Genomic DNA, 19,294 nt, shown 5'->3' with positions numbered 1-19,294 from the left:
GATCAGTTCGTCGGGTACCGCGCAGGGCGCAGAGGCTCACAAAGACTACGTGCTGGCGCCGAGTGTCAGCTGTCAGTCTTGGTGTTCCGGCTCTCGGTGATCTCCGTGGCCTCGTCGAAGTCGTCGTCCTCGACGTCCTCGACATCGTCGGCTCCGTCGACAATGCGGTCCCGCACGGCCAGCTTCATCCACGTGGTGACGACGCCGGGAGCGATCTCGAGGTCGACGTACTCGTCGCCGAGTGCCGTGATGGTCGCCTGCAGGCCCGAGGTGGTGTGGATGCGGTCACCGACCTCCAGGGAGTTGTGCAGGTCGATGGTGGCCTGCATGGCCTTCTTCTGGCGCCGGGACGCGAAGTACATGAACGCGCCCATGACGATGAGCAGTGGGAGGAAGATGACCAGGTCCATGGCAGCCGTGTCTTTCGTATCGGTCTCGCGGTCACGGCTCCCGAACCCGCGGGTGGGGGCCGCATCTATGAAGAAGCTGTTGACCAGTGTGCCATTGCGACCGACCGCGTCCACGTCCCCGGGTCGGCTTCGGCGCCCCCGCAGCCGGGTCTCCGGTGGCCGGCGGGAGCGATCCCGGGCGGCAGTGCGACGAAATCCGTTGCCGCGGTGCCGTGTCACTGATCTTCCCGGTACGAGCAGTGTTGGTTCTCGACGGATCAAAGCACCTTGCGACTAGGCTCGAACCCACCGCGGCAGTCCAATTCTTCCGTTCCCGTACGGGCACCCAGGAGGTTTCCAGTTGAGCACCCTCGAGCAGAGCCGCCACCTCGCCACCGAGATTCCGGGCCCGCTGTCGACCGAGCTGATCGCCCGAAAGAGCGCCGCGGTCGCGCGCGGAGTGGGCAACACCATGCCCGTGTACGCGGCGCGGGCGTTCGGCGGCATCGTCGAGGACGTCGATGGTAACCGGCTCATCGACCTCGGCTCGGGAATCGCGGTCACCACCATCGGCAACTCCTCGCCCCGGGTCGTCGAGGCCGTTCGTGACCAGGTGGGCAAGTTCACCCACACCTGTTTCATGGTGACCCCGTACGAGGGGTACGTCGCCGTCGCCGAGGCCCTCAACCGGCTCACCCCAGGGACCGGCGAGAAGCGGTCAGCGCTGTTCAACTCGGGTTCGGAGGCCGTCGAGAACGCGGTCAAGATCGCCAGGACCTACACCGGCAGGCAGGCCGTCGTCTCCTTCGACCACGCCTACCACGGCCGGACCAACCTGACGATGGCGCTCACGGCCAAGTCGATGCCCTACAAGCACGGGTTCGGCCCGTTCGCACCGGAGATCTACCGCGCGCCCATGTCCTACCCGTTCCGCGACGCCGAGTTCGGCAAGGAGATGGCCACCGACGGCGAACTCGCCGCCAAGCGGGCGATCAGCGTCATCGACAAGCAGGTCGGTGCCGAGAACCTCGCCGCGGTGATCATCGAACCGATCCAGGGTGAAGGTGGCTTCATCGTCCCCGCGGACGGCTTCCTGCAGGCAGTGCTGGATTGGTGCCGCGCCAACGACGTGGTGTTCATCGTCGACGAGGTGCAGAGCGGGTTCGCGCGCTCCGGCGCGATGTTCGCTTGCGAACACGAAGGCATCGTGCCCGACCTAATCGTCTCCGCGAAGGGGATCGCCGACGGGATGCCCCTGTCGGCGGTCACCGGGCGGGCCGAGATCATGGATGCACCTCATGTCAGCGGTCTGGGCGGGACCTACGGCGGCAACCCGGTGGCGTGTGCGGCCGCACTGGCGACGATCGAGACCATCGAGGCCGAGGGCCTGGTCCAGCGCGCGGCCCAGATCGAGACGCTGATGAAGGACAAGCTGGGCCGGATGCAGGCCGAGGACGAGCGCATCGGCGACGTCCGCGGGCGTGGCGCGATGATCGCCGTCGAACTGGTCGAGCCGGGCACCACCGAACCCGACGCGGAGCTGACCAAGAAGCTGTGCGCGTCGGCGCACCGTGCCGGGGTGATCGTGCTGTCGTGTGGCACGTTCGGCAACGTGCTGCGGTTCCTGCCCCCGTTGACGATCAGCGACGAACTGCTGCTCGAGGGCATCGACGTGATCGCGGGCATCCTCGCCGACATCCGCTAGCTAGCACCGCGGGAGCGAACCAGGCTACAGCCACCTCGAGAACGCCTCAAGGCTCCCCGCCCCACCCTCTCGGAGGTGCGGCCGGGAACCTCGACGGCAGCGCGCTAGTGGTGACTCAGCGTGCGGTCACTGCGGTCGCCGCGGCGGAACATGTTGCGCCAGCTGCGGCCGCCTTCGCCGGTGGCCTTGTGGTCGGCCCTGTGACCCGAGGTGACGGCACCGCCTGACGCGTCTTCGGCCGCCACGTTCTGCGGGCCGGTGTGGGTGCCGACGGCATGGTCGGTCGCCACACCGTGGTCGGGCGACTCCAGTGGCCGTTGGGCGTATTCGACGTCGCGGACGCTGCGCACCGAGAGTCGACCGAGCCCGAGCGCACCCAGGAACACGACGAGCGCGCCGAGTCCGTAGAAGTACGTCAACTCGAGCCACACCTGCTTGGTCTCGGCCGTGGCGACCGGCGTGCCGACGTCGCCCAGCCCGAGCGGACCTGCCAGCGCACGGCCCACCACGAACCACGCACCGCCGGCGACGGCCAGCCAGCTACCGAGCATCGCGGCCGCGCGGTTGCGGGACGCCAACAGGATCAGGCCGCCGACGACGACCACCACGCCCGGCAAAACCTCGAGCCAGCCCCGGCCGGTGGTCCACGCCCACGGCCGGTCCGGACTGAACGCGAAGTCGAAGTACGGACCCACGAACGGGATCAGCGCACCCCAGGCACCCAGCAGTATCAGCAAGAACCCGCTGGCCGCGCCACGGCTACGGGCAATCTTCATCCGGCCGCCCCGGGGACTGTCGGGATGCTTCGATCCGATCATGATTCCTCCTCTTGAGTGGAGGTCGGGTACCCGACAGCGAACGCAGATAACCCCGATACGGCGGGGGTTTACCGGTTTGAGACCAACGGGCCGTCATTCGAATAGCCCGGCCTGGCCCAACCCAGTGGCTCCGCTGGGCGGTGTCATTCCCAGGTGCGTCCAGGCCTGGGCGGTGGCGACGCGGCCACGCGGCGTGCGCGCGATCATGCCGGCCCGTACCAGGAACGGCTCGCACACCTCCTCGACGGTCGCGGCTTCCTCCCCTACCGCCACGGCGAGCGTCGACACTCCGACCGGGCCGCCGGCGAAGCTGCGCGTCAGCGCCGAGAGCACCGCGCGGTCCAGCCGGTCCAGTCCGAGTTCGTCGACGTCGTAGACCGCCAGCGCGTACTTGGCGATGTCCCGGGTGATGACGCCGTCGGCGCGCACTTCGGCGTAGTCGCGGACCCTGCGCAACAACCGGTTGGCGATGCGGGGCGTGCCGCGGGACCGGCGGGCGATCTCGGATGCCGCGTCGGCGCCCAACTCGATACCGAGGATGCCTGCCGAGCGGGCCAGCACCCGCTCCAGCTCGGCCGGCTCGTAGAAGTCCATGTGCGCGGTGAACCCGAAGCGGTCACGCAGCGGGCCGGTCAGCGCGCCCGACCGGGTGGTGGCGCCGACCAGCGTGAACGGCGCGACGTCCAACGGAATCGACGTGGCGCCGGGGCCTTTGCCGACGACGACGTCGACGCGGAAGTCCTCCATCGCCAGGTAGAGCATCTCCTCGGCGGGCCGGGCGATCCGGTGGATCTCGTCGATGAACAACACGTCGTGCTCGACGAGGTTGGACAACATCGCCGCCAGATCCCCGGCACGCTCCAGCGCAGGCCCGGAGGTGACGCGTAGCGAGGTGCCCAGCTCGGCGGCGATGATCATCGCCAGCGACGTCTTGCCCAGACCGGGCGGCCCGGACAGCAGGATGTGGTCGGGGGTGCCGCCACGGTTCTTGGCTCCCTCGAGCACCAGCTGCAGCTGCTCGCGGACCCGGGGCTGGCCGATGAACTCGCCGAGCGAGCGGGGCCGCAGGCTGGCGTCGATGTCGCCCTCGCCGACCGTCAGCGCGGCGGACACCTCGCGGTCGCTGGTGTCCTCGTGGTCTTCCTCGTCGAACCGGCCCATCACTTCCTGCCCAGCATGGACAGCGCCGAGCGCAGCGCACTCGACTGGTTGGCGTCGGGGTCGTCGGCGAGCACCTTGTCGGTGGCCTCCTCGGCCTGCTTGACCGCAAACCCGAGTCCGACCAGTGCCTCGACGACCGGCCCGCGCACGGCATGGCCGACAGCAGCAGCCATGCCCGTCGACGCCACCACCCCCACCTTGTCCCGCAGCGTCAGCACCAGCAGTTCAGCAGTCTTCTTGCCCACCTTGGGGATTCGGGTCAGCGCGGTGACGTCACCGTCGCCGATCGCCTGCCTCAAAGCGGGGCCGTCGTACATCGCGAGGGCTCCGAGCGCAATGCTCGGCCCGATGCCGGAAACCCCGATCAGGGTGAGGAACAGATTGCGGGCATCGGCATCGGCGAAGCCGTACAGCGTCATCGAGTCCTCACGGACGATCATCGCCGTGATCAGCCGGGCCTCGGCGCCGCGGCGCAGACCGGCCAGCGTCGCGGGGGTCGCCATCACCTTGTAGCCGACACCGGCGGCTTCGATGACGGCGTGGTCGAGGGCGATGTCGAGGACCTCGCCTCGCACCGCGGCGATCACGTACCGCTCCGAGACATCCGCACCGGTTTCGCGTGACCCTTGGCGGCTTTCAGCGTGGCCTGATACTTGCGGCGCTGCTCGGCCGCCATCGCCTCCGCCTCGGCCATCCTGGCGATCATCGGGGCCCGCCAGCAATGGCAGATCGCCAGCGCCAGCGCGTCGGCGGCGTCCGCAGGCGTCGGCTTCTGTTGCAAGGTGAGGATTCTGGTGACCATCTCGGTCACCTGTGCTTTGCCGGCCCGTCCGTTGCCGGTGACCGCAGCCTTGACCTCGCTGGGCGTGTGGAAGTGCACGTCGATGTCGCGCCGGGCCGCGGCCAGCGCGATCACCCCGGCGGCCTGGGCGGTGCCCATCGCGGTAGAGGCGTTCTGGTGCGCGAACACCCGCTCGACGGCGATCACGTCGGGTCGGTGGGTGTCCATCCAGTGTTCGACGGCGTCGCTGATGGTGAGCAGACGGTGCGCCAGCGGGTGCTCGGCCGGGGTGCGCACCACGTCCACATCGAGCGCAATCACCTGACGGCCCTTGCCGCTCTGGATTACCGACAGGCCGCACCTCGTCAGCCCGGGGTCGACTCCCATCACCCGCACGTCAGCCCCTTCGTCAGAACATCTGTTCGAGAGCTTAGCGGCTGCCGCCGACGACCCCGGGCAGGGACACGCGGCCGGTTCCCGGCGTCGGCGACACCGCAGCGAGTTCGATACCCCGGTACTGCGGCGCAAGGGTGCGCGCTGCCGCGAGCAGCGGTTCGGTGCTACGAAGCACCCGCGCCAGGAGGAACCCGCCTTCCAGGGCGCCGATGAGTGCCAGCGTGACGTCGCGCGCCGCGGGCTCGTCGAGCCCGCGGGCGACGAAGTAGCCGGTCCCGCCGGCGATCCAACCGTCGAAGATCACCTGCGTGGTCTGGCGCAGCTCCTCGACGGTGTCGGCGACCTCCCCGGCGACACTGGCCACCGGACACATGTTGGCGAACCCGGTCGCCGCCATGTCCGCGGCGGCCTGGGTGAACACGCCGTCGACCGCCTCGCCGAGGTCGGAATAGTCGTCGACGATCGTCGGGATGAGCAGACCGTAGGCGGCGCCGGCGTTGATCAGCGCCTCGCGCGCGATCTGCACCTTGCCACCGCGGAAGTGGTGATACAGCGATCCGATCGGGGAGCCGGATGCCTCCGCGATGTCTTTGATTCCCACACCTGCATAGCCCCGGTGGCGCATCAGCTCAGCAGCCGCGGTGAGGATCGACTCTCTGGTGGACCTTGCCATGTTCGCCTCCCGGCGCCAGGCTAGAGCATACGTTCTAGAACGATCATTCTAGTGGAGGCGAGATGAAGACGGTCGAAGTCGACGCGCGAAGCCGGTTTCCCAGGGCAGCGTCCGCCACCACCAGCGACGCACCGTCCACTCCGCGCCGTCGAGGTCTCTCACCTTCGCCATGGGGCCGCTGCTTCCGATCGGGCCGGGCTGTCAGTCCTCGTCGAGCGCGGCGGCGACGTCGTCGGGAATGTCGATGTTGGTGTAGACGTCCTGCACGTCGTCGCTGTCCTCGAGCGCGTCGACGAGCTTGAACACCTTGCGGGCAGCCTCGAGGTCGACGGGCACGGTCACCGAGGGCTGAAAGCTCGCCTCGGCGGAGTCGTAATCGATTCCGGCTTCCTGCAACGCAGTTCGAACGGCGACCAGATCGGTTGGCTCGGAGATGATCTCGAAGCTGTCGCCGAGATCGGTGACATCCTCGGCGCCGGCTTCGAGCACCGCGGTGAGTACATCGTCCTCGGTGAGGCCGTTCTTCTCCATCGTGATGACACCCTTACGGGAGAACAGGTAGGACACCGAACCGGGGTCAGCCATGTTGCCGCCGTTGCGGGTCATCGCGACCCGCACCTCGCCCGCGGCGCGGTTGCGGTTGTCGGTCAAGCACTCGACCAGCACCGCGACGCCGTTGGGGCCGTAGCCCTCGTAGGTGATGTTCTGCCAGTCGGCGCCGCCGGCTTCCTCGCCGCTGCCGCGCTTGCGGGCGCGTTCGATGTTGTCGTTGGGCACCGAACTCTTCTTGGCCTTCTGGATGGCGTCGTACAGAGTCGGGTTACCGGCCGGGTCGCCGCCACCGGTCCGTGCCGCGACTTCGATGTTCTTGATCAACTTCGCGAACATCTTCCCGCGGCGCGCGTCGACGACGGCCTTCTTGTGCTTGGTGGTGGCCCACTTGGAATGGCCGCTCATGCAGCTACTACCTCGCTCGTCTCAATCGGTGGCAACCCGACGAGTCTACGTCGACGCCGCGGCGAAGCCGTCACGTCGGTGCCAGGAAGCGCGGCGCCGGATCCGTCCCCCGACGCGGGCAGGCTGGTGTTCCTTCGGTCACAGTCCACAAGCAACGAACTTACTGCGAAGTAAGATTATTGCCCATGACGTTCTCCCTGGAGCTGTCCCCCGACCTGATCCACGTCCGCGATTGGGTGCACGAGTTCGCCGCCGCCGTGGTCCGGCCCGCGGCAGCGGAGTGGGACGAACGCGAAGAGACGCCGTGGCCGATCATCCAGGAGGCGGCCAAGGTCGGGCTGTACTCCATGGACCTGTTCGCCGAGCAGGTCGCCGAGCCTTCCGGCCTGGGCTTGATCGTCGTCTTCGAGGAGATGTTCTGGGGAGACGCCGGCATCGCGCTGGCCATCCTGGGGACCGGGCTCGCCGCAGCCTCGCTGGCCGCGAACGGAACCCCGGAGCAGGTCGGCGAATGGGTGCCACAGATGTTCGGCAGCATCGACGAACCCGAGGTCGCCGCGTTCTGTTCGTCGGAGCCCGGCGCCGGATCCGACGTCGGCGCGATCCTGACCCGGGCCCGCTACGACGAGGCCACCGACGAGTGGGTGCTCAACGGAACCAAGACGTGGGCCACCAACGGTGGCATCGCCAACGTCCACGTCGTGGTCGCGTCGGTACATCCGGAGTTGGGCACGCGGGGCCAGGCGTCGTTCATCATCCCGCCGGGAACCCCGGGGCTGACCCAGGGCCAGAAGTTCCTCAAGTACGGCATCCGCGCATCTCACACGGCCGAGGTGGTGCTCGAGGACGTCCGCATCCCCGGCCGGCTGATCGTCGGCGGCAAGGAGAAGTTCGACGAGCGGATCGCCAAGGTGCGCGAGGGCAAGAAGGCGGCCGGCCAGGCGGCGATGGCGACCTTCGAGCGCACCCGGCCCACCGTCGGCGCGATGGCCGTGGGGGTGGCCCGGGCCGCCTACGAGTACGCCCGCGACTATGCCTGCGAGCGTGAGCAGTTCGGGCGCAAGATCGGCGATTTCCAGGGAGTGGCGTTCAAGCTCGCCGACATGAAGGCCCGCGTCGACGCTGCCCGGCTGCTGGTCTACCGCGCCGCGTGGATGGCCCGCAACGGCAAGGAATTCACCTCCGCCGAAGGTTCGATGGCCAAGCTGGTGGCCAGCGAGACGGCGGTCTACGTCACCGACGAAGCGATCCAGATCCTCGGCGGAAACGGCTACACCCGCGAGTACCCCGTCGAGCGGATGCACCGTGACGCCAAGATCTTCACCATCTTCGAGGGCACCAGCGAGATCCAGCGCCTGGTCATGGGGCGTGCCATCACCGGCCTGCCGATCCGGTGATTTCGGCGTGCTCGTCGTCGCTCACCGGCGACGATCACGCCAAAATCGCGCCTCAGACGCGGCCGGTGACCATGTCGACGAACAGCGCATGCACCCGGCGGTCGCCGGTGACCTCTGGATGAAACGCCGTGGCGAGGGTGCGCCCCTGCCGCACCGCCACGACATGGTCGGCGGCGCGTGCCAGCACCTGCACCTCGGGTCCGACACGTTCGACCCACGGCGCCCGGATGAACACCGCGTGCACCGGCCCGTTGAGCCCATCGAAGGCGACGTCGTCTTCGAACGAGTCCACCTGACGACCGAAAGCGTTGCGGCGCACCGTCATATCGATCGCCTTCAGGGGTACGGCGTCCCGGCCGGCCACCCCGGCGTCGAGGATCTCGCTGGCGAGCAGGATCATCCCGGCGCAGGAACCGTAGGCGGGCATGCCGTCGGCCAGTCGGGCCCGTAACGGGTCGAGGAGTTCGAACTCGCGCAGCAGGTGGCTCATCGTGGTGGACTCACCGCCCGGGATCACCAGTGCCTCCACCGAGTCGAGTTCACCGCCCCGGCGCACCGTCACCGCGTCGGCTCCGGCGGCCCGCAGCGCCGCGAGGTGCTCGCGGGTGTCGCCCTGCAACGCGAGCACACCGATTCGAGTCCTCACCTGCGTCCCGGCGTGAAATCGCGGGGGTAGCGGGTAAGCCCCTCCTGCATCACCGCCGCAACCATCTCGCCGTACTGGTTGTAGATCTTTCCCTGGGTCAACGACCGCCCACCGCAGGCCGACGGGGACGACTGGTCGTAGAGCAGCCACTCGTCTGCGCGGAACGCGCGCATGAACCACATCGCGTGGTCCAGCGACGCCACCATCAGGTGCTTGCGTTCCTCGGGGTGGTTGACCTGAGCCGACCCGAGCAGCGTCAGGTCGCTCATGTAGGCCAGCGCGCAGATGTGCAGGACGTGGTCGTCTGGCAGCGGATCGCGGTGCCGGAACCACACCTGCTGTTGAGAGGCTTTGCCCTCACGTACCCCGAGGAGTTCGCGGGGCACGATCCGCACGTCCCATTCGTCGAACTGGCGGAAACTGGCGTCGTCGAACACCTTGCTGGCGGACTTGAAATCGGGGATGTCGTCGGGCGGTGGAGCGGCGGGCATCGTGTTCTGATGTTCGATGCCGCTCTGGTCGGTCTGGAACGACGCCGACATCGAGAAGATGGTCTCGCCGTGCTGGATCGCGGTCACCCGGCGGGTGCAGAAGGAACCACCATCGCGGATCCGCTCGACGGTGTACACCGACGGCGACCGGGCGTCACCGGCGCGCAGGAAGTACCCGTGCAGGGAGTGCACCTGGAACTTCGGGTCTACGGTGCGCACCGCGGAGACCAGCGACTGGCCGGCGACATGGCCGCCGAACGTCCGCTGCAGGAAACCGGACTCCGGGCTGAAAACGCCGCCGCGATAGATGTTGACCTCGATCTTCTCCAGATCGAGGATCTCTTCGATCGCCACCGTCGAGTTCTACCAGCCGCGCTCGGCGAGCCGATGCGGGGCTGCGATGCCCTCCACGTTGATGCCGACCATGGCCTCCCCCAGCCCACGGGACACCTTCGCCAGCACATCGGGATCGTCGTGGAACGTGGTGGCCTTGACGATCGCAGCCGCGCGCTGCGCCGGGTCACCGGACTTGAAGATGCCCGAGCCGACGAACACGCCTTCCGCGCCGAGCTGCATCATCATCGCCGCGTCCGCCGGGGTGGCGATGCCACCCGCGGTGAACAGTGTGACCGGCAGCTTGCCGGCCCGGGCGACCTCGACCACCAGGTCGAACGGTGCCTGCAATTCCTTTGCGGCGACGTACAGTTCGTCTTCGGACAGCGACGTGAGACGACGGATCTCGCCACCGATCTTGCGCATGTGGGTGGTGGCGTTGGAGACGTCGCCGGTGCCGGCCTCACCCTTGGAACGAATCATCGCCGCGCCTTCGGTGATGCGCCGCAGCGCCTCGCCCAGGTTGGTGGCCCCGCACACGAACGGCACGGTGAACTTCCACTTGTCGATGTGGTTGGCGTAGTCGGCGGGCGTCAGCACCTCGGACTCGTCGACGTAGTCGACGCCGAGGCTCTGCAGGATCTGCGCCTCCACGAAATGACCGATGCGCGCCTTGGCCATCACTGGGATGGTGACCGCATCGATGATGCTCTCGATCATGTCGGGGTCGCTCATGCGCGACACCCCGCCCTGCGTCCTGATGTCGGCCGGGACGCGTTCCAGCGCCATCACGGCCACCGCACCGGCGGACTCGGCGATGCGGGCCTGCTCCGGGGTGACGACGTCCATGATGACGCCACCCTTGAGCATCTCGGCCATACCGCGCTTGACCCGCGCAGTCCCGCGGGCGGGCGGTGCCCCCAGGCCTTCCCCAGGCATTTCGGATTCCACCGTGATCTCCTTCAATCGCTACTGATCCAGTCTAAGGGCGGCCGGCAAATCCATTGATCCGGTGTACGCCGCCGTCACCGGATCGGCCGCAACGGCCTCTCGGTCGCCGCGTCCGATGCGTCGGCCAGCGCATTCGCCTCGCCCAGAAGCTCGCCCAACTGCAGCGGGTACACCGTCTCGCCGCCGGCGACCAGTTCGTCGATCATTGTCGCATCGCACCACCGGTGGTCGGTGATGTAGGTCCGCTCCAGGCCGGAGCGCCCCGATTCGGACGGCTCGAACCGGGTCGTCCGGTGGACGAAGTAGATCTCCTCGCTGCGGATCACCGAACCGTTGAAGTCGATGACGGCGTCGCGACGCCAGACCGGACCGACCAGATCCTCGGCGGTCACCTTCAGCCCGGTCTCCTCCTCGAGTTCGCGGGCCGCCGTCTGTGCCAGCGACTCCCCCACCTGGGCAGCGCCTCCGATTGTGAACCACCACCGGGGGGCCGACGCGGCACTGGCGGGGACCGCAGGATCGGAGCCGCGCAGCAGCAGCACGGCACCGTCGTCGTCGAGCAGCACCACACGTGCAGATGTCCGCCGGTTCGCAGGCACAGTCTCACGGGGCGACACCTCGCCGCCCTCGGAGATCTCGAAATAGGTTGGCAGTGCGGCGGTTCCACCGAGCCGCAGAATGCGGACGGCGGGGCGTTCGCGCAGAGCCAGCGTGTCGCGGACGGCGTCGTTGTGGAAGCGGCGCGCCAGCAGCACGCGCGCCTCCGCGTCGGCCAGCTCGGCGATCAACGCCACGGGCAGCCATGCCGGGTCAACCTGGGCCAGCGCCCAGGACAGCTCGTTCTCGGCCGTTTCCCTGCCTGACCGCGGCGCCCTCTCGGCGGCGTCCGCGAGCGCGGCCAGGCGTCTGCCTTCCGGTCCCCGGCCGTATGCGTCGACGGCGACCGCTCGTGCCACCACCGCTCTGCGGGCCAGCGCCCCGTCGAGGGCCTGCCACGACAGGTCGTAGCGCACGTGCAACCTGTCGAGACGGTTTGCGGTCTGGAACGCCCAGACACCCACCACCAGCACAGCCGCGACCAGCACAGCGATCAGGACCGCGGTGACCCACGGAATCAAGTTGTTCTCCCCGTGGCTTCGCGATTACCCGCCACCTGCACCTTCGTGCCCGATCCTGCGACCGTCTCGTAGACCCGCATGATCTGCTCGGCGACGACCGACCAGTCGTAGCGCTGCACCGACACCGATGCGCAGTCGATGTAACGCTGCCGGACGACGTCATCGGCGAGAACCTCGATCAACCCCGCGGCCAGCCCGGCAGGGTCGTCGACAGGGACCAACCGCCCGGCCTCGCCGTCCGCGAGTACCCGCCGGAACGCGTCGAGGTCACTGGCCACGACTGCGGTCCCGGCGGCCATCGCCTCCACCAGGACGATGCCGAAGCTCTCCCCGCCGGTGTTGGGTGCGCAGTACACGTCTGCGCTGCGCATCGCCGAGGCCTTGCCGGCGTCGTCGACCTGTCCCAGGAATCGCAGCCGGTCGGCCAGCGGGCCCGCCGCGGCGCGCAGCTCGGCCTCATCGCCTCGGCCCACGACGAGGATCTCGATGTCGGCGAACCGCTCGACGAGCGCGGGCAGCGCACCGAGCAGCACTGCCATCCCCTTGCGGGGTTCATCAAAACGCCCAAGGAACAGCACGGTCTTGCCGGCACGCGGGTATCCCGGCAGCCGTGGCGCCGTCGCGAACGACCCGACATCCACCCCGTTCGGGATCTCCACGGCGTCGCTGCCCAGAGCTTCCATCTGCCAGCGCCGAGCCAGATCCGAGACCGCGATCCGGCCGACGATCTTCTCGTGCATCGGCCGGAGGAACGGCTCGAACACCGACAGCGTCAGCGACTTCGTCGTCGAGGTGTGAAATGTCGCGACGATCGGCCCCTCGGCGACGTTGAGCGCCAGCATCGACAGGCTCGGGGCGTTCGGCTCGTGCAGGTGCAGGACGTCGAACTCCCCCTGCTGGAGCCACTTCTTGACCCTGCGATGGGTGGCCGGTCCGAAACGCAGTCGGGCCACCGACCCGTTGTAGCGGATCGGGATGGCCCTGCCCCCGGACACCACGTAGTCCGGAAGAGAGCCGTGCACGCCGGCCGACGCCGGCGCCAGCACGCTGACGTCGTGGCCGCGGCGGTGCATCACCTCGGCGAGCTGCAGCACGTGCGATTGCACGCCGCCGGGGACATCGAACGAGTACGGGCAGACCATGCCGATGCGCATCAGGTGGCTCACCCGGACCCCGGGTCGCTTCGCTCCAGCCCGCCGGAAAACCGGGCCCTGCGCTCCTCCGACAGGTCCGCCACCCACTGCGGCTGCATCATATGCCAATCGGCCGGGTGCGCGGCGATGTTCACGGCGAACCGGTCCGCCAACGCCTGGGTGATGGCCACCAGGTCGCCCGACGAGGTGTTGACCTCCGGGTAGACCCGCATGCCCCATCCCTCGCCCTCGAACCAGCAGTGCACCGGAAACAGCGCCGCCCCGGTCTGGACGGCCAGCCTGGCCGGGCCTGCGGGCAGCCGGCTCGCCTCACCGAAGAAGTTCACCTGCACTCCGGTGCGGGTCATGTCACGGTCGGCCATCAGGCACACCACGCCGTTGTCGCGGAGACGGTCACACAGCACCTCGAAGGGCGGCCTCTCGCCTCCCGACAACGGCACCACCTCGAATCCCAGCCGCTCCCGGTAGGCCAGGAAGCGGTAGTAGAGCGATTCGGGCTTGAGACGCTCGGCGACGGTGGCGAAGGCGCCATGGTTCTGCACCAGCCAGACCCCGGCCATGTCCCAGTTGCCGCTGTGCGGCAGCGCCAGCACCGCCCCGCGGCCCTGATCCAACGCCGTCCACAGCAGGTCGATGTCCTGGACACTCAGTTGTGTGCCCAGTTTCGCGTGATCCATCGACGGCAATCGGAACGCCTCCCGCCAGTATCGGGCGTAGGAGGCAAGCGAAGCACGGATCAGCGCATCCGGCACCTGCTCGGGAGCCGCCCCGATCACCCGGGCCAGGTTCCTGCGCAACTGGTCGGGACCGCCGTTGCGCGCCGCGAGTTGGGCGCCGAAACCGAACGCGTTGCGCGCCACGATCTCCGGAGCTGCGCGGACCAACCGCCAGCCGGCCGCATAACCCCAGTCGCTGAGGTGGCCACCCCAGGAGCCGGGGGGGCCGAGAAGGGCCCCGCGATCGGTGTTGGCACCGGCCGGGTGCTGGGTCATTGTTCCCCGGACTCCGGTTTCTCGCCGTTGTCGGTGACCGTGAGCCGATCCATCGCCCCCGTCGAGGTCCGCACGCTGTGCAACCGCTGCCCGACCGTCACCACGCTGGCCACCGCGAGCGCCCACATCGCGGCGTCGAGCACCCACGGCAGCGGGACGAACGGCAGATCCGACAGCCAGGTACCGAGCAAGATGATCACCAGCCGCTCGGGTCGCTCGATGATGCCGCCGTCGCCGGTCAGCCCGCTGGCTTCCGCGCGGGCCTTGATGTAGGAGATCACCTGCGACGACACCAGGCAGATCATCGTGGCGACCACCAGCGCGGCATTCTCGAGTCCGAACGCCGCCCACCAGAGCAGCCCGCAGAACACCGCGCCGTCGCTGATCCGGTCGCAGGTGGCGTCGAGGACCGACCCGAAGCGGGTGCCGCCACCACGTTCGCGGGCCATCGCCCCGTCGAGCATGTCGGCGAGGACGAAGAACGCGACGACGAACGCACCCGCGAACAGCTGTCCGATCGGGAACAGCGTGAGCGCGCCCAGCACCGCACCCGCGGTGCCGAGGATGGTCACGCTGTCGGGCGTCAACCCCAGGCGCAGCGCCCCTTTGGCCACCGGCCGCGACAGCTTCGCGTACGCCGCGCGGGTCATCAGGTAGAAGTCACTCACCGCTGGTTGTCCCACTCCGTGGCCAACAGCTGGCGGGTGTCCCGCAGCAACTGCGGGATGACCTTGGAATCCCCGATGATCGTGATGAAGTTGGCGTCGCCGCCCCACCGCGGAACCACATGCATGTGCAGATGCTCGGCCAGGCTGCCGCCCGCCGAGTGACCGAGGTTGAGACCGACGTTGAACCCGTGGGGCTGTGAAACCGCCTTGATGACCCGGATCGCCTTCTGCGCGAAGGCCATCAGCTCGGCGCCCTCCTCGACGGTGAGATCTTCGAGCTCGGAAACCCGGCGGTACGGCACCACCATCAGATGACCGGGGTTGTACGGGTACAGATTGAGCACGGCGTAGACCAGCTCGCCCCGGGCCACGACCAGGCCGTCCTCGTCGGACATCGTGGGGATGTCGCTGAACGGCTCGGTGGTGGTGGCGCGACCGGTCTTCATCGGCGCCTCGGCGATGTAGGACATCCGGTGTGGCGTCCACAGCCGCTGCAGGTGGTCCGGGTCGCCGACGCCGCGGTCTACGATCGTGTCCTCCGGATCCACGTCACCCCTCGCCCGCAGCAGGGTCGCCGGAGCCGACGACGACGAGTTCCGCGGTGGGCGTGGCGTTCTCGCGGCGCGCCACCCAGTCGACGATGGCCGCGATCGCCCCGTCGCACGGAACTGCGTTGATCTGGGTCCGGTCAGCGAACCGGAACGACACCGCGCCCGCTTCCACGTCGCGGTGGCCCGCGAGCAGCATGAACGGCACCTTCTGGTTGGTGTGGTTGACGATCTTCTTGGCCATCCGATCGTCGCTGGCGTCGACCTCGGCACGGATGCCGTGCTTGCGCAGCCGGGCCACCATGTCGTCGAGGTAGTCGACGTGGCCGTCGGCGACCGGGATGGCCACTACCTGCACCGGCGCCAGCCAGGCCGGGAACGCGCCCGCATAGTGCTCGGTGAGGATGCCGAAGAACCGCTCGATGGAGCCGAACAGCGCGCGATGGATCATCACCGGACGTTGCCGGCTGCCGTCCGCGGCGGTGTACTCGAGTTCGAAGCGCTCGGGGAAGTTGAAGTCCAGTTGGATGGTCGACATCTGCCAGCTGCGGCCGAGCGCGTCGCGGGCCTGCACCGAGATCTTCGGGCCGTAGAAGGCCGCACCGCCCGGATCGGGAACCAGTTCCAGACCGGACTCGGCGGCCACCTGCGCGAGGGTGTTGGTGGCTTCTTCCCAGATCTCATCGGAGCCGACGAACTTCTTCGGGTCCTTCGTAGAGAGCTCCAGGTAGAAATCCTGCAGACCGTAGTCGCTGAGCAGGTCGAGGATGAACTGCAGCAGCGAGGCGAGCTCGCCGCGCATCTGATCGCGGGTGCAGAAGATGTGCGCATCGTCCATCGTCAGCCCACGCACCCGGGTCAGGCCGTGCACCACACCCGACTTCTCGTACCGGTAGACCGCGCCGAATTCGAAGGCGCGCAACGGAAGCTCGCGATACGACCGGCCCCGCGCCCGGAATATCAGGCAGTGCATCGGGCAGTTCATCGGCTTGAGGTAGTAGTCCTGTCCGGGCTTGCGGACAGTGCCGTCCTCGTTGAGCTCGGCATCGATGTGCATCGGCGGGAACATCCCGTCCGCGTACCAGTCGAGGTGCCCGGAGGTGTGGAACAGCTGCGCCTTGGTGATGTGTGGGGTGTTGACGAACTCGTACCCGGCCTCGATGTGCTTGCGGCGGGAATAGTCCTCCAGCTCGCGCCGCACGATGCCGCCCTTGGGGTGGAAGACCGGAAGACCCGATCCGATCTCGTCGGGAAAGCTGAACAGGTCGAGCTCCGCGCCGAGGCGGCGGTGATCGCGACGCTGAGCCTCCTCGAGCAGTTCGAGGTGCCGGTCGAGTGCTTCCTGCGACTCCCACGCCGTGCCGTAGATGCGCTGCAGGCTCGCGTTGTCCTGATCGCCACGCCAGTAGGCGGCCGAACTGCGGGTCAACTTGAACGCCGGGATGTAGCGGGTGGTGGGGATGTGCGGGCCGCGGCACAGGTCACCCCAAACCCGTTCGCGGGTACGGGGATTGAGATTGTCGTAAGCAGTCAGCTCGTCCCCACCGACCTCCATGACGTCGGGGTCACCGGACTTGTCGTCGATGAGTTCGAGTTTGTACGGCTCGCTCTTGAGCTCTTCGCGGGCGGCGGCCTTGGACTCGTACACCCGCCGCGAGAACAGCTGGCCGTCCTTGACGATCTGGCGCATCCGCTTCTCGAGCGCCTGGAGATCCTCCGGGGTGAACGGTTCGGCGACCTCGAAGTCGTAATAGAACCCGTCGGTGATCGGGGGACCGATGCCGAGCCGGGCGTCGGGGAACAGCGCCTGCACCGCCTGGGCGAGGACGTGGGCGGCCGAATGGCGGATGACGCTTCGTCCGTCTTCGGTGTCGGCCGCCACGGGTGTGACCTCGACGTCGTCGTCGGGCACCCACGACAGGTCGCGTAGTCGCCCGTCGGCGTCGCGCACGACGACCACGGCGTCGGAGGCTCCCCTGGCCGGCAAGCCGGCGTCACGTACCGCCTGCCCTGCGGTCGTCCCGGCAGCGACCCGGATCGGGGCTGCTGGGGCGGTGCTGGCGGGGGCGCTCATCGCGGGCTCTCCAAACTCTCGGAAAATCTTCGGTGGTGTGTCGGGCGGAGTTCAGGCCGCTGACCGCGACCATGCTATCGGGATCGGCCCTCACGCCCCGATACCAATCGGGCTATCCAGCCACTTGTGCTCGATGGTCACCAATTCCCCTGCCCAGTCGAGTACGCCGAACAGCCACAACGTGCCGATCACGACGGCGGCGGTGAACGCCGCGCCCAGCACCTGAACCCACAGGCCTTGGCGTTTGAACCAGTCCATCGTGGCGTCGTAGCGGGTGCGGGCGTAGGCCAGCAGTCTGCGTGCCCAGTCGAATTCGGTGGCCAGGATCGCCAGCCCGACGAACACGATCGCCCAGCCCGGGCCGGGGTACGGAATCGCGACGATGCCGACGGCGAGGACCAGCAGGCCGACCACCCCGACGGCGATCCGGTACGTCAGATCGGCGACGCGCCGCTCGCGCAGACCGTCGCGCCAGCGCGCCCACTGCCGGGTCACAAGCACCCGGCGCCCGCCCTCGCTCACGGCTGACCCGGTTTCAACGTGACGAACAGCGCGTGCGCTTCGGCGACGACGTCGTCCCCGTCGAGGATCCGGCCGGAGACGAAGATCTTGCGACCCTCCATCGAGTCGATGCCGGCGTCGACCCGGAGCTGCTTTTCCACCGGGGCGATGTTGCGGTAGTCGACGTGCAGGAACGCGGTGCGCTGCGCGCGGCTGCGGCTGAGTTTGAACGCGGTGAATCCGAGCAGCGAATCGAACAGCAACGCGACGGCGCCACCGTGGGCGGCTCCGTTGCGACCGAGGTAGTAGCGGCGGAACAGGGCGGTGCCTGCGACCCGGCCGTCGTCGGTGACGTGCAACTCCGCCGGCACCTGCAGGATGTTGCCGCGGTTGGGCAGGTCCATCCGGCGTCCCGAGGGGGACGACCATTCGTCGGCGTCGTAGGGCGCGAGTAGCTGCGAGGCCTTCTCGAGCAGGTCGGCGGCTTCGGTGATCACCTCGTCGGGCGCGTCGGCAGCGCGCGCATGGTCCTGCAGCGAACGCACGGCCTCGACGAAGCGCCCGTAGTCCGGTCCACCACTGCGGGTGGGTCCCGGCGGATTGAATCCCCCACCTGCGTGCACATCGACGGATTCGTGGGCGCTCACCCGCTTACCGTATTGGTTGGCTCATGTATCGGCTGCCCCGGCTTTGCTCAACGTGTCGAATTCGGCGTCGGTGAACTCGATCTGCCCGGCGGCGACGTTCTCCTCCAGATGGGCGACCTTGGGGGTGCCCGGGATCGGCAGCATCACCGGCGAGCGTCTGAGCAACCAGGCCAACGGCAGCTGCGAGGGGGTGGCGCCGTGGTCGGCAGCAATGCGCTGCAACGGCCCATCGGCGGCCGCCAGCCGCCCGGCGGCCAGCGGAAACCACGGGATGAACGCGATACCTGCGGTTTCGCAGGCGTCGAGGACGGGTTCGGCGGTGCGCGCCGACAGGTTGTACATGTTCTGCACCGACACGATCGGGGCGATCGCGCGCGCCGCGTCGAGCTGTTCGGCGGTGACCTCGGACAGGCCGATGTGCCGGATCTTGCCCTCACGCTGCAGCGCCACCAGCTCGCCGATCTGGTCCTCGGCGGGGAACTTGGTGTCGATGCGATGCAGCTGGAACAAGTCGATCGTGTCGACTCCGAGCCTGCGAAGACTCATCTCACATTCCTGGCGCAGGTACGCCGGGAAGCCCAGCACCGGCCACTGATCCGCATCGCGCCGAAGCCGAGTCGGTTCCCAGTGAGGTCGTCGCCGAGGGTGAAGGTCGAAGTCACGGGGACGACGCTACGCCGACGGTGACAAGCTGACATCTGTGAAATTGAGCGCCCTGTCCGGCATGCCGCTGACCTACACCGAGGTCGGGGCCACCGCGGGTCCGATGCCGTCCGGATACCACCACCTGCACAAGTCGTCGGTGATCGGCCGCGGCCGGGACCGATTCGACGAGGCCGCCGCCCGGGGGATGCGCTGGGGCATGCTGCGCGGCGCGGGGCTGCGGGTGGAGGC

The 19,294-nt window shown here is 68.4% G+C and carries 21 protein-coding genes and 1 pseudogene; 3 read left to right on the top strand and 19 right to left on the bottom strand.

Annotated features, from left to right (window positions below; all coding sequences use genetic code 11):
* Positions 1–65: 65 nt before the first annotated feature.
* Entirely contained in the window at positions 66–410 is a 345-nt protein-coding gene (yajC, locus tag WA944_RS04640; protein ID WP_526374011.1) for a preprotein translocase subunit YajC, read from the bottom strand.
* A gap of 340 nt (positions 411–750) precedes the next feature.
* Here yajC and gabT point away from each other — a divergent pair, with 340 nt between their 5' ends.
* Complete coding sequence (gabT, locus tag WA944_RS04635) at positions 751–2,094, top strand: 4-aminobutyrate--2-oxoglutarate transaminase (RefSeq protein WP_526374010.1); 1,344 nt, start codon at positions 751–753, stop codon at positions 2,092–2,094.
* 104 nt (positions 2,095–2,198) lie between these two features.
* Here gabT and WA944_RS04630 read toward each other — a convergent pair whose 3' ends face one another.
* The 6 genes from WA944_RS04630 to WA944_RS04605 form a co-directional block, all read right to left on the bottom strand.
* Positions 2,199–2,912: a hypothetical protein gene (locus WA944_RS04630; protein WP_526374009.1), complete on the bottom strand. Its 714-nt coding sequence runs from the start codon at positions 2,910–2,912 to the stop codon at positions 2,199–2,201.
* Between the two features lie 93 nt (positions 2,913–3,005).
* Positions 3,006–4,073, bottom strand: coding sequence for a Holliday junction branch migration DNA helicase RuvB (gene ruvB / locus WA944_RS04625; RefSeq protein WP_526610151.1), 1,068 nt, complete (start codon positions 4,071–4,073; stop codon positions 3,006–3,008).
* Positions 4,073–4,660: a Holliday junction branch migration protein RuvA gene (ruvA, locus tag WA944_RS04620; protein WP_526610153.1), complete on the bottom strand. Its 588-nt coding sequence runs from the start codon at positions 4,658–4,660 to the stop codon at positions 4,073–4,075. The genes ruvB and ruvA overlap by 1 nt, the downstream gene beginning before the upstream one ends.
* Positions 4,657–5,250 carry a crossover junction endodeoxyribonuclease RuvC gene (ruvC, locus tag WA944_RS04615; protein WP_205390394.1) on the bottom strand — a complete coding sequence of 198 codons (594 nt, stop codon included), beginning with the start codon at positions 5,248–5,250 and terminating at the stop codon, positions 4,657–4,659. Before ruvC ends, ruvA begins: the two co-directional genes overlap by 4 nt.
* Before the next feature lie 34 nt (positions 5,251–5,284).
* Complete coding sequence (locus WA944_RS04610; RefSeq protein ID WP_526371522.1) at positions 5,285–5,923, bottom strand: TetR/AcrR family transcriptional regulator; 639 nt, start codon at positions 5,921–5,923, stop codon at positions 5,285–5,287.
* 201 nt (positions 5,924–6,124) lie between these two features.
* Positions 6,125–6,880, bottom strand: coding sequence for a YebC/PmpR family DNA-binding transcriptional regulator (locus WA944_RS04605; RefSeq protein ID WP_526371520.1), 756 nt, complete (start codon positions 6,878–6,880; stop codon positions 6,125–6,127).
* Positions 6,881–7,065: 185 nt separating this feature from the next.
* Here WA944_RS04605 and WA944_RS04600 point away from each other — a divergent pair, with 185 nt between their 5' ends.
* Entirely contained in the window at positions 7,066–8,277 is a 1,212-nt protein-coding gene (locus tag WA944_RS04600) for an acyl-CoA dehydrogenase family protein (RefSeq protein WP_526371518.1), read from the top strand.
* Positions 8,278–8,329: 52 nt separating this feature from the next.
* Here WA944_RS04600 and pdxT read toward each other — a convergent pair whose 3' ends face one another.
* The 12 genes and pseudogenes from pdxT to WA944_RS04540 form a co-directional block, all read right to left on the bottom strand.
* Complete coding sequence (gene pdxT, locus WA944_RS04595) at positions 8,330–8,923, bottom strand: pyridoxal 5'-phosphate synthase glutaminase subunit PdxT (protein WP_526371516.1); 594 nt, start codon at positions 8,921–8,923, stop codon at positions 8,330–8,332.
* Positions 8,920–9,768: an acyl-CoA thioesterase II gene (gene tesB, locus WA944_RS04590; RefSeq protein ID WP_526371514.1), complete on the bottom strand. Its 849-nt coding sequence runs from the start codon at positions 9,766–9,768 to the stop codon at positions 8,920–8,922. Before tesB ends, pdxT begins: the two co-directional genes overlap by 4 nt.
* 9 nt (positions 9,769–9,777) lie before the next feature.
* Positions 9,778–10,686, bottom strand: a complete 909-nt coding sequence (gene pdxS, locus WA944_RS04585; protein WP_205390568.1) for a pyridoxal 5'-phosphate synthase lyase subunit PdxS — start codon at positions 10,684–10,686, stop codon at positions 9,778–9,780.
* Positions 10,687–10,772: 86 nt separating this feature from the next.
* Positions 10,773–11,816: an NUDIX hydrolase gene (locus WA944_RS04580; RefSeq protein ID WP_526371512.1), complete on the bottom strand. Its 1,044-nt coding sequence runs from the start codon at positions 11,814–11,816 to the stop codon at positions 10,773–10,775.
* On the bottom strand, positions 11,813–12,970 hold the full coding sequence (locus WA944_RS04575; protein WP_526371526.1) for a glycosyltransferase family 4 protein: 1,158 nt from the start codon (positions 12,968–12,970) through the stop codon (positions 11,813–11,815). The genes WA944_RS04580 and WA944_RS04575 overlap by 4 nt, the downstream gene beginning before the upstream one ends.
* 8 nt (positions 12,971–12,978) lie before the next feature.
* Positions 12,979–13,962: a phosphatidylinositol mannoside acyltransferase gene (locus tag WA944_RS04570; RefSeq protein WP_526371510.1), complete on the bottom strand. Its 984-nt coding sequence runs from the start codon at positions 13,960–13,962 to the stop codon at positions 12,979–12,981.
* On the bottom strand, positions 13,959–14,630 hold the full coding sequence (pgsA, locus tag WA944_RS04565; RefSeq protein WP_526371508.1) for a phosphatidylinositol phosphate synthase: 672 nt from the start codon (positions 14,628–14,630) through the stop codon (positions 13,959–13,961). Before pgsA ends, WA944_RS04570 begins: the two co-directional genes overlap by 4 nt.
* Positions 14,627–15,199, bottom strand: coding sequence for an ATP adenylyltransferase (locus WA944_RS04560; protein WP_526610168.1), 573 nt, complete (start codon positions 15,197–15,199; stop codon positions 14,627–14,629). The genes pgsA and WA944_RS04560 overlap by 4 nt, the downstream gene beginning before the upstream one ends.
* Complete coding sequence (gene thrS / locus WA944_RS04555; RefSeq protein WP_526610156.1) at positions 15,180–17,252, bottom strand: threonine--tRNA ligase; 2,073 nt, start codon at positions 17,250–17,252, stop codon at positions 15,180–15,182. Before thrS ends, WA944_RS04560 begins: the two co-directional genes overlap by 20 nt.
* A 90-nt stretch (positions 17,253–17,342) precedes the next feature.
* Positions 17,343–17,774, bottom strand: a complete 432-nt coding sequence (locus WA944_RS04550; protein WP_526371758.1) for a TIGR02611 family protein — start codon at positions 17,772–17,774, stop codon at positions 17,343–17,345.
* A complete protein-coding gene (locus WA944_RS04545; RefSeq protein WP_526371756.1) occupies positions 17,771–18,400 on the bottom strand; it encodes a PaaI family thioesterase in 630 nt (209 codons plus the stop codon). The genes WA944_RS04550 and WA944_RS04545 overlap by 4 nt, the downstream gene beginning before the upstream one ends.
* A 21-nt stretch (positions 18,401–18,421) precedes the next feature.
* Positions 18,422–19,012 (bottom strand): annotated as a pseudogene (locus WA944_RS04540) (aldo/keto reductase); the annotation flags it as partial.
* Between the two features lie 88 nt (positions 19,013–19,100).
* Between WA944_RS04540 and WA944_RS04535 the strand changes: the two are divergent.
* Positions 19,101–19,294: DUF1990 family protein (locus tag WA944_RS04535; RefSeq protein ID WP_526646444.1), on the top strand; the 194-nt coding region annotated here is incomplete at its 3' end.

The sequence above is a fragment of the Mycobacterium sp. genome, from assembly GCF_049683355.1.
Classification (GTDB): domain Bacteria; phylum Actinomycetota; class Actinomycetes; order Mycobacteriales; family Mycobacteriaceae; genus Mycobacterium.
Note: the sequence above shows the minus strand (reverse complement) of the source record. Positions and strands in the feature narration are given on the sequence as shown.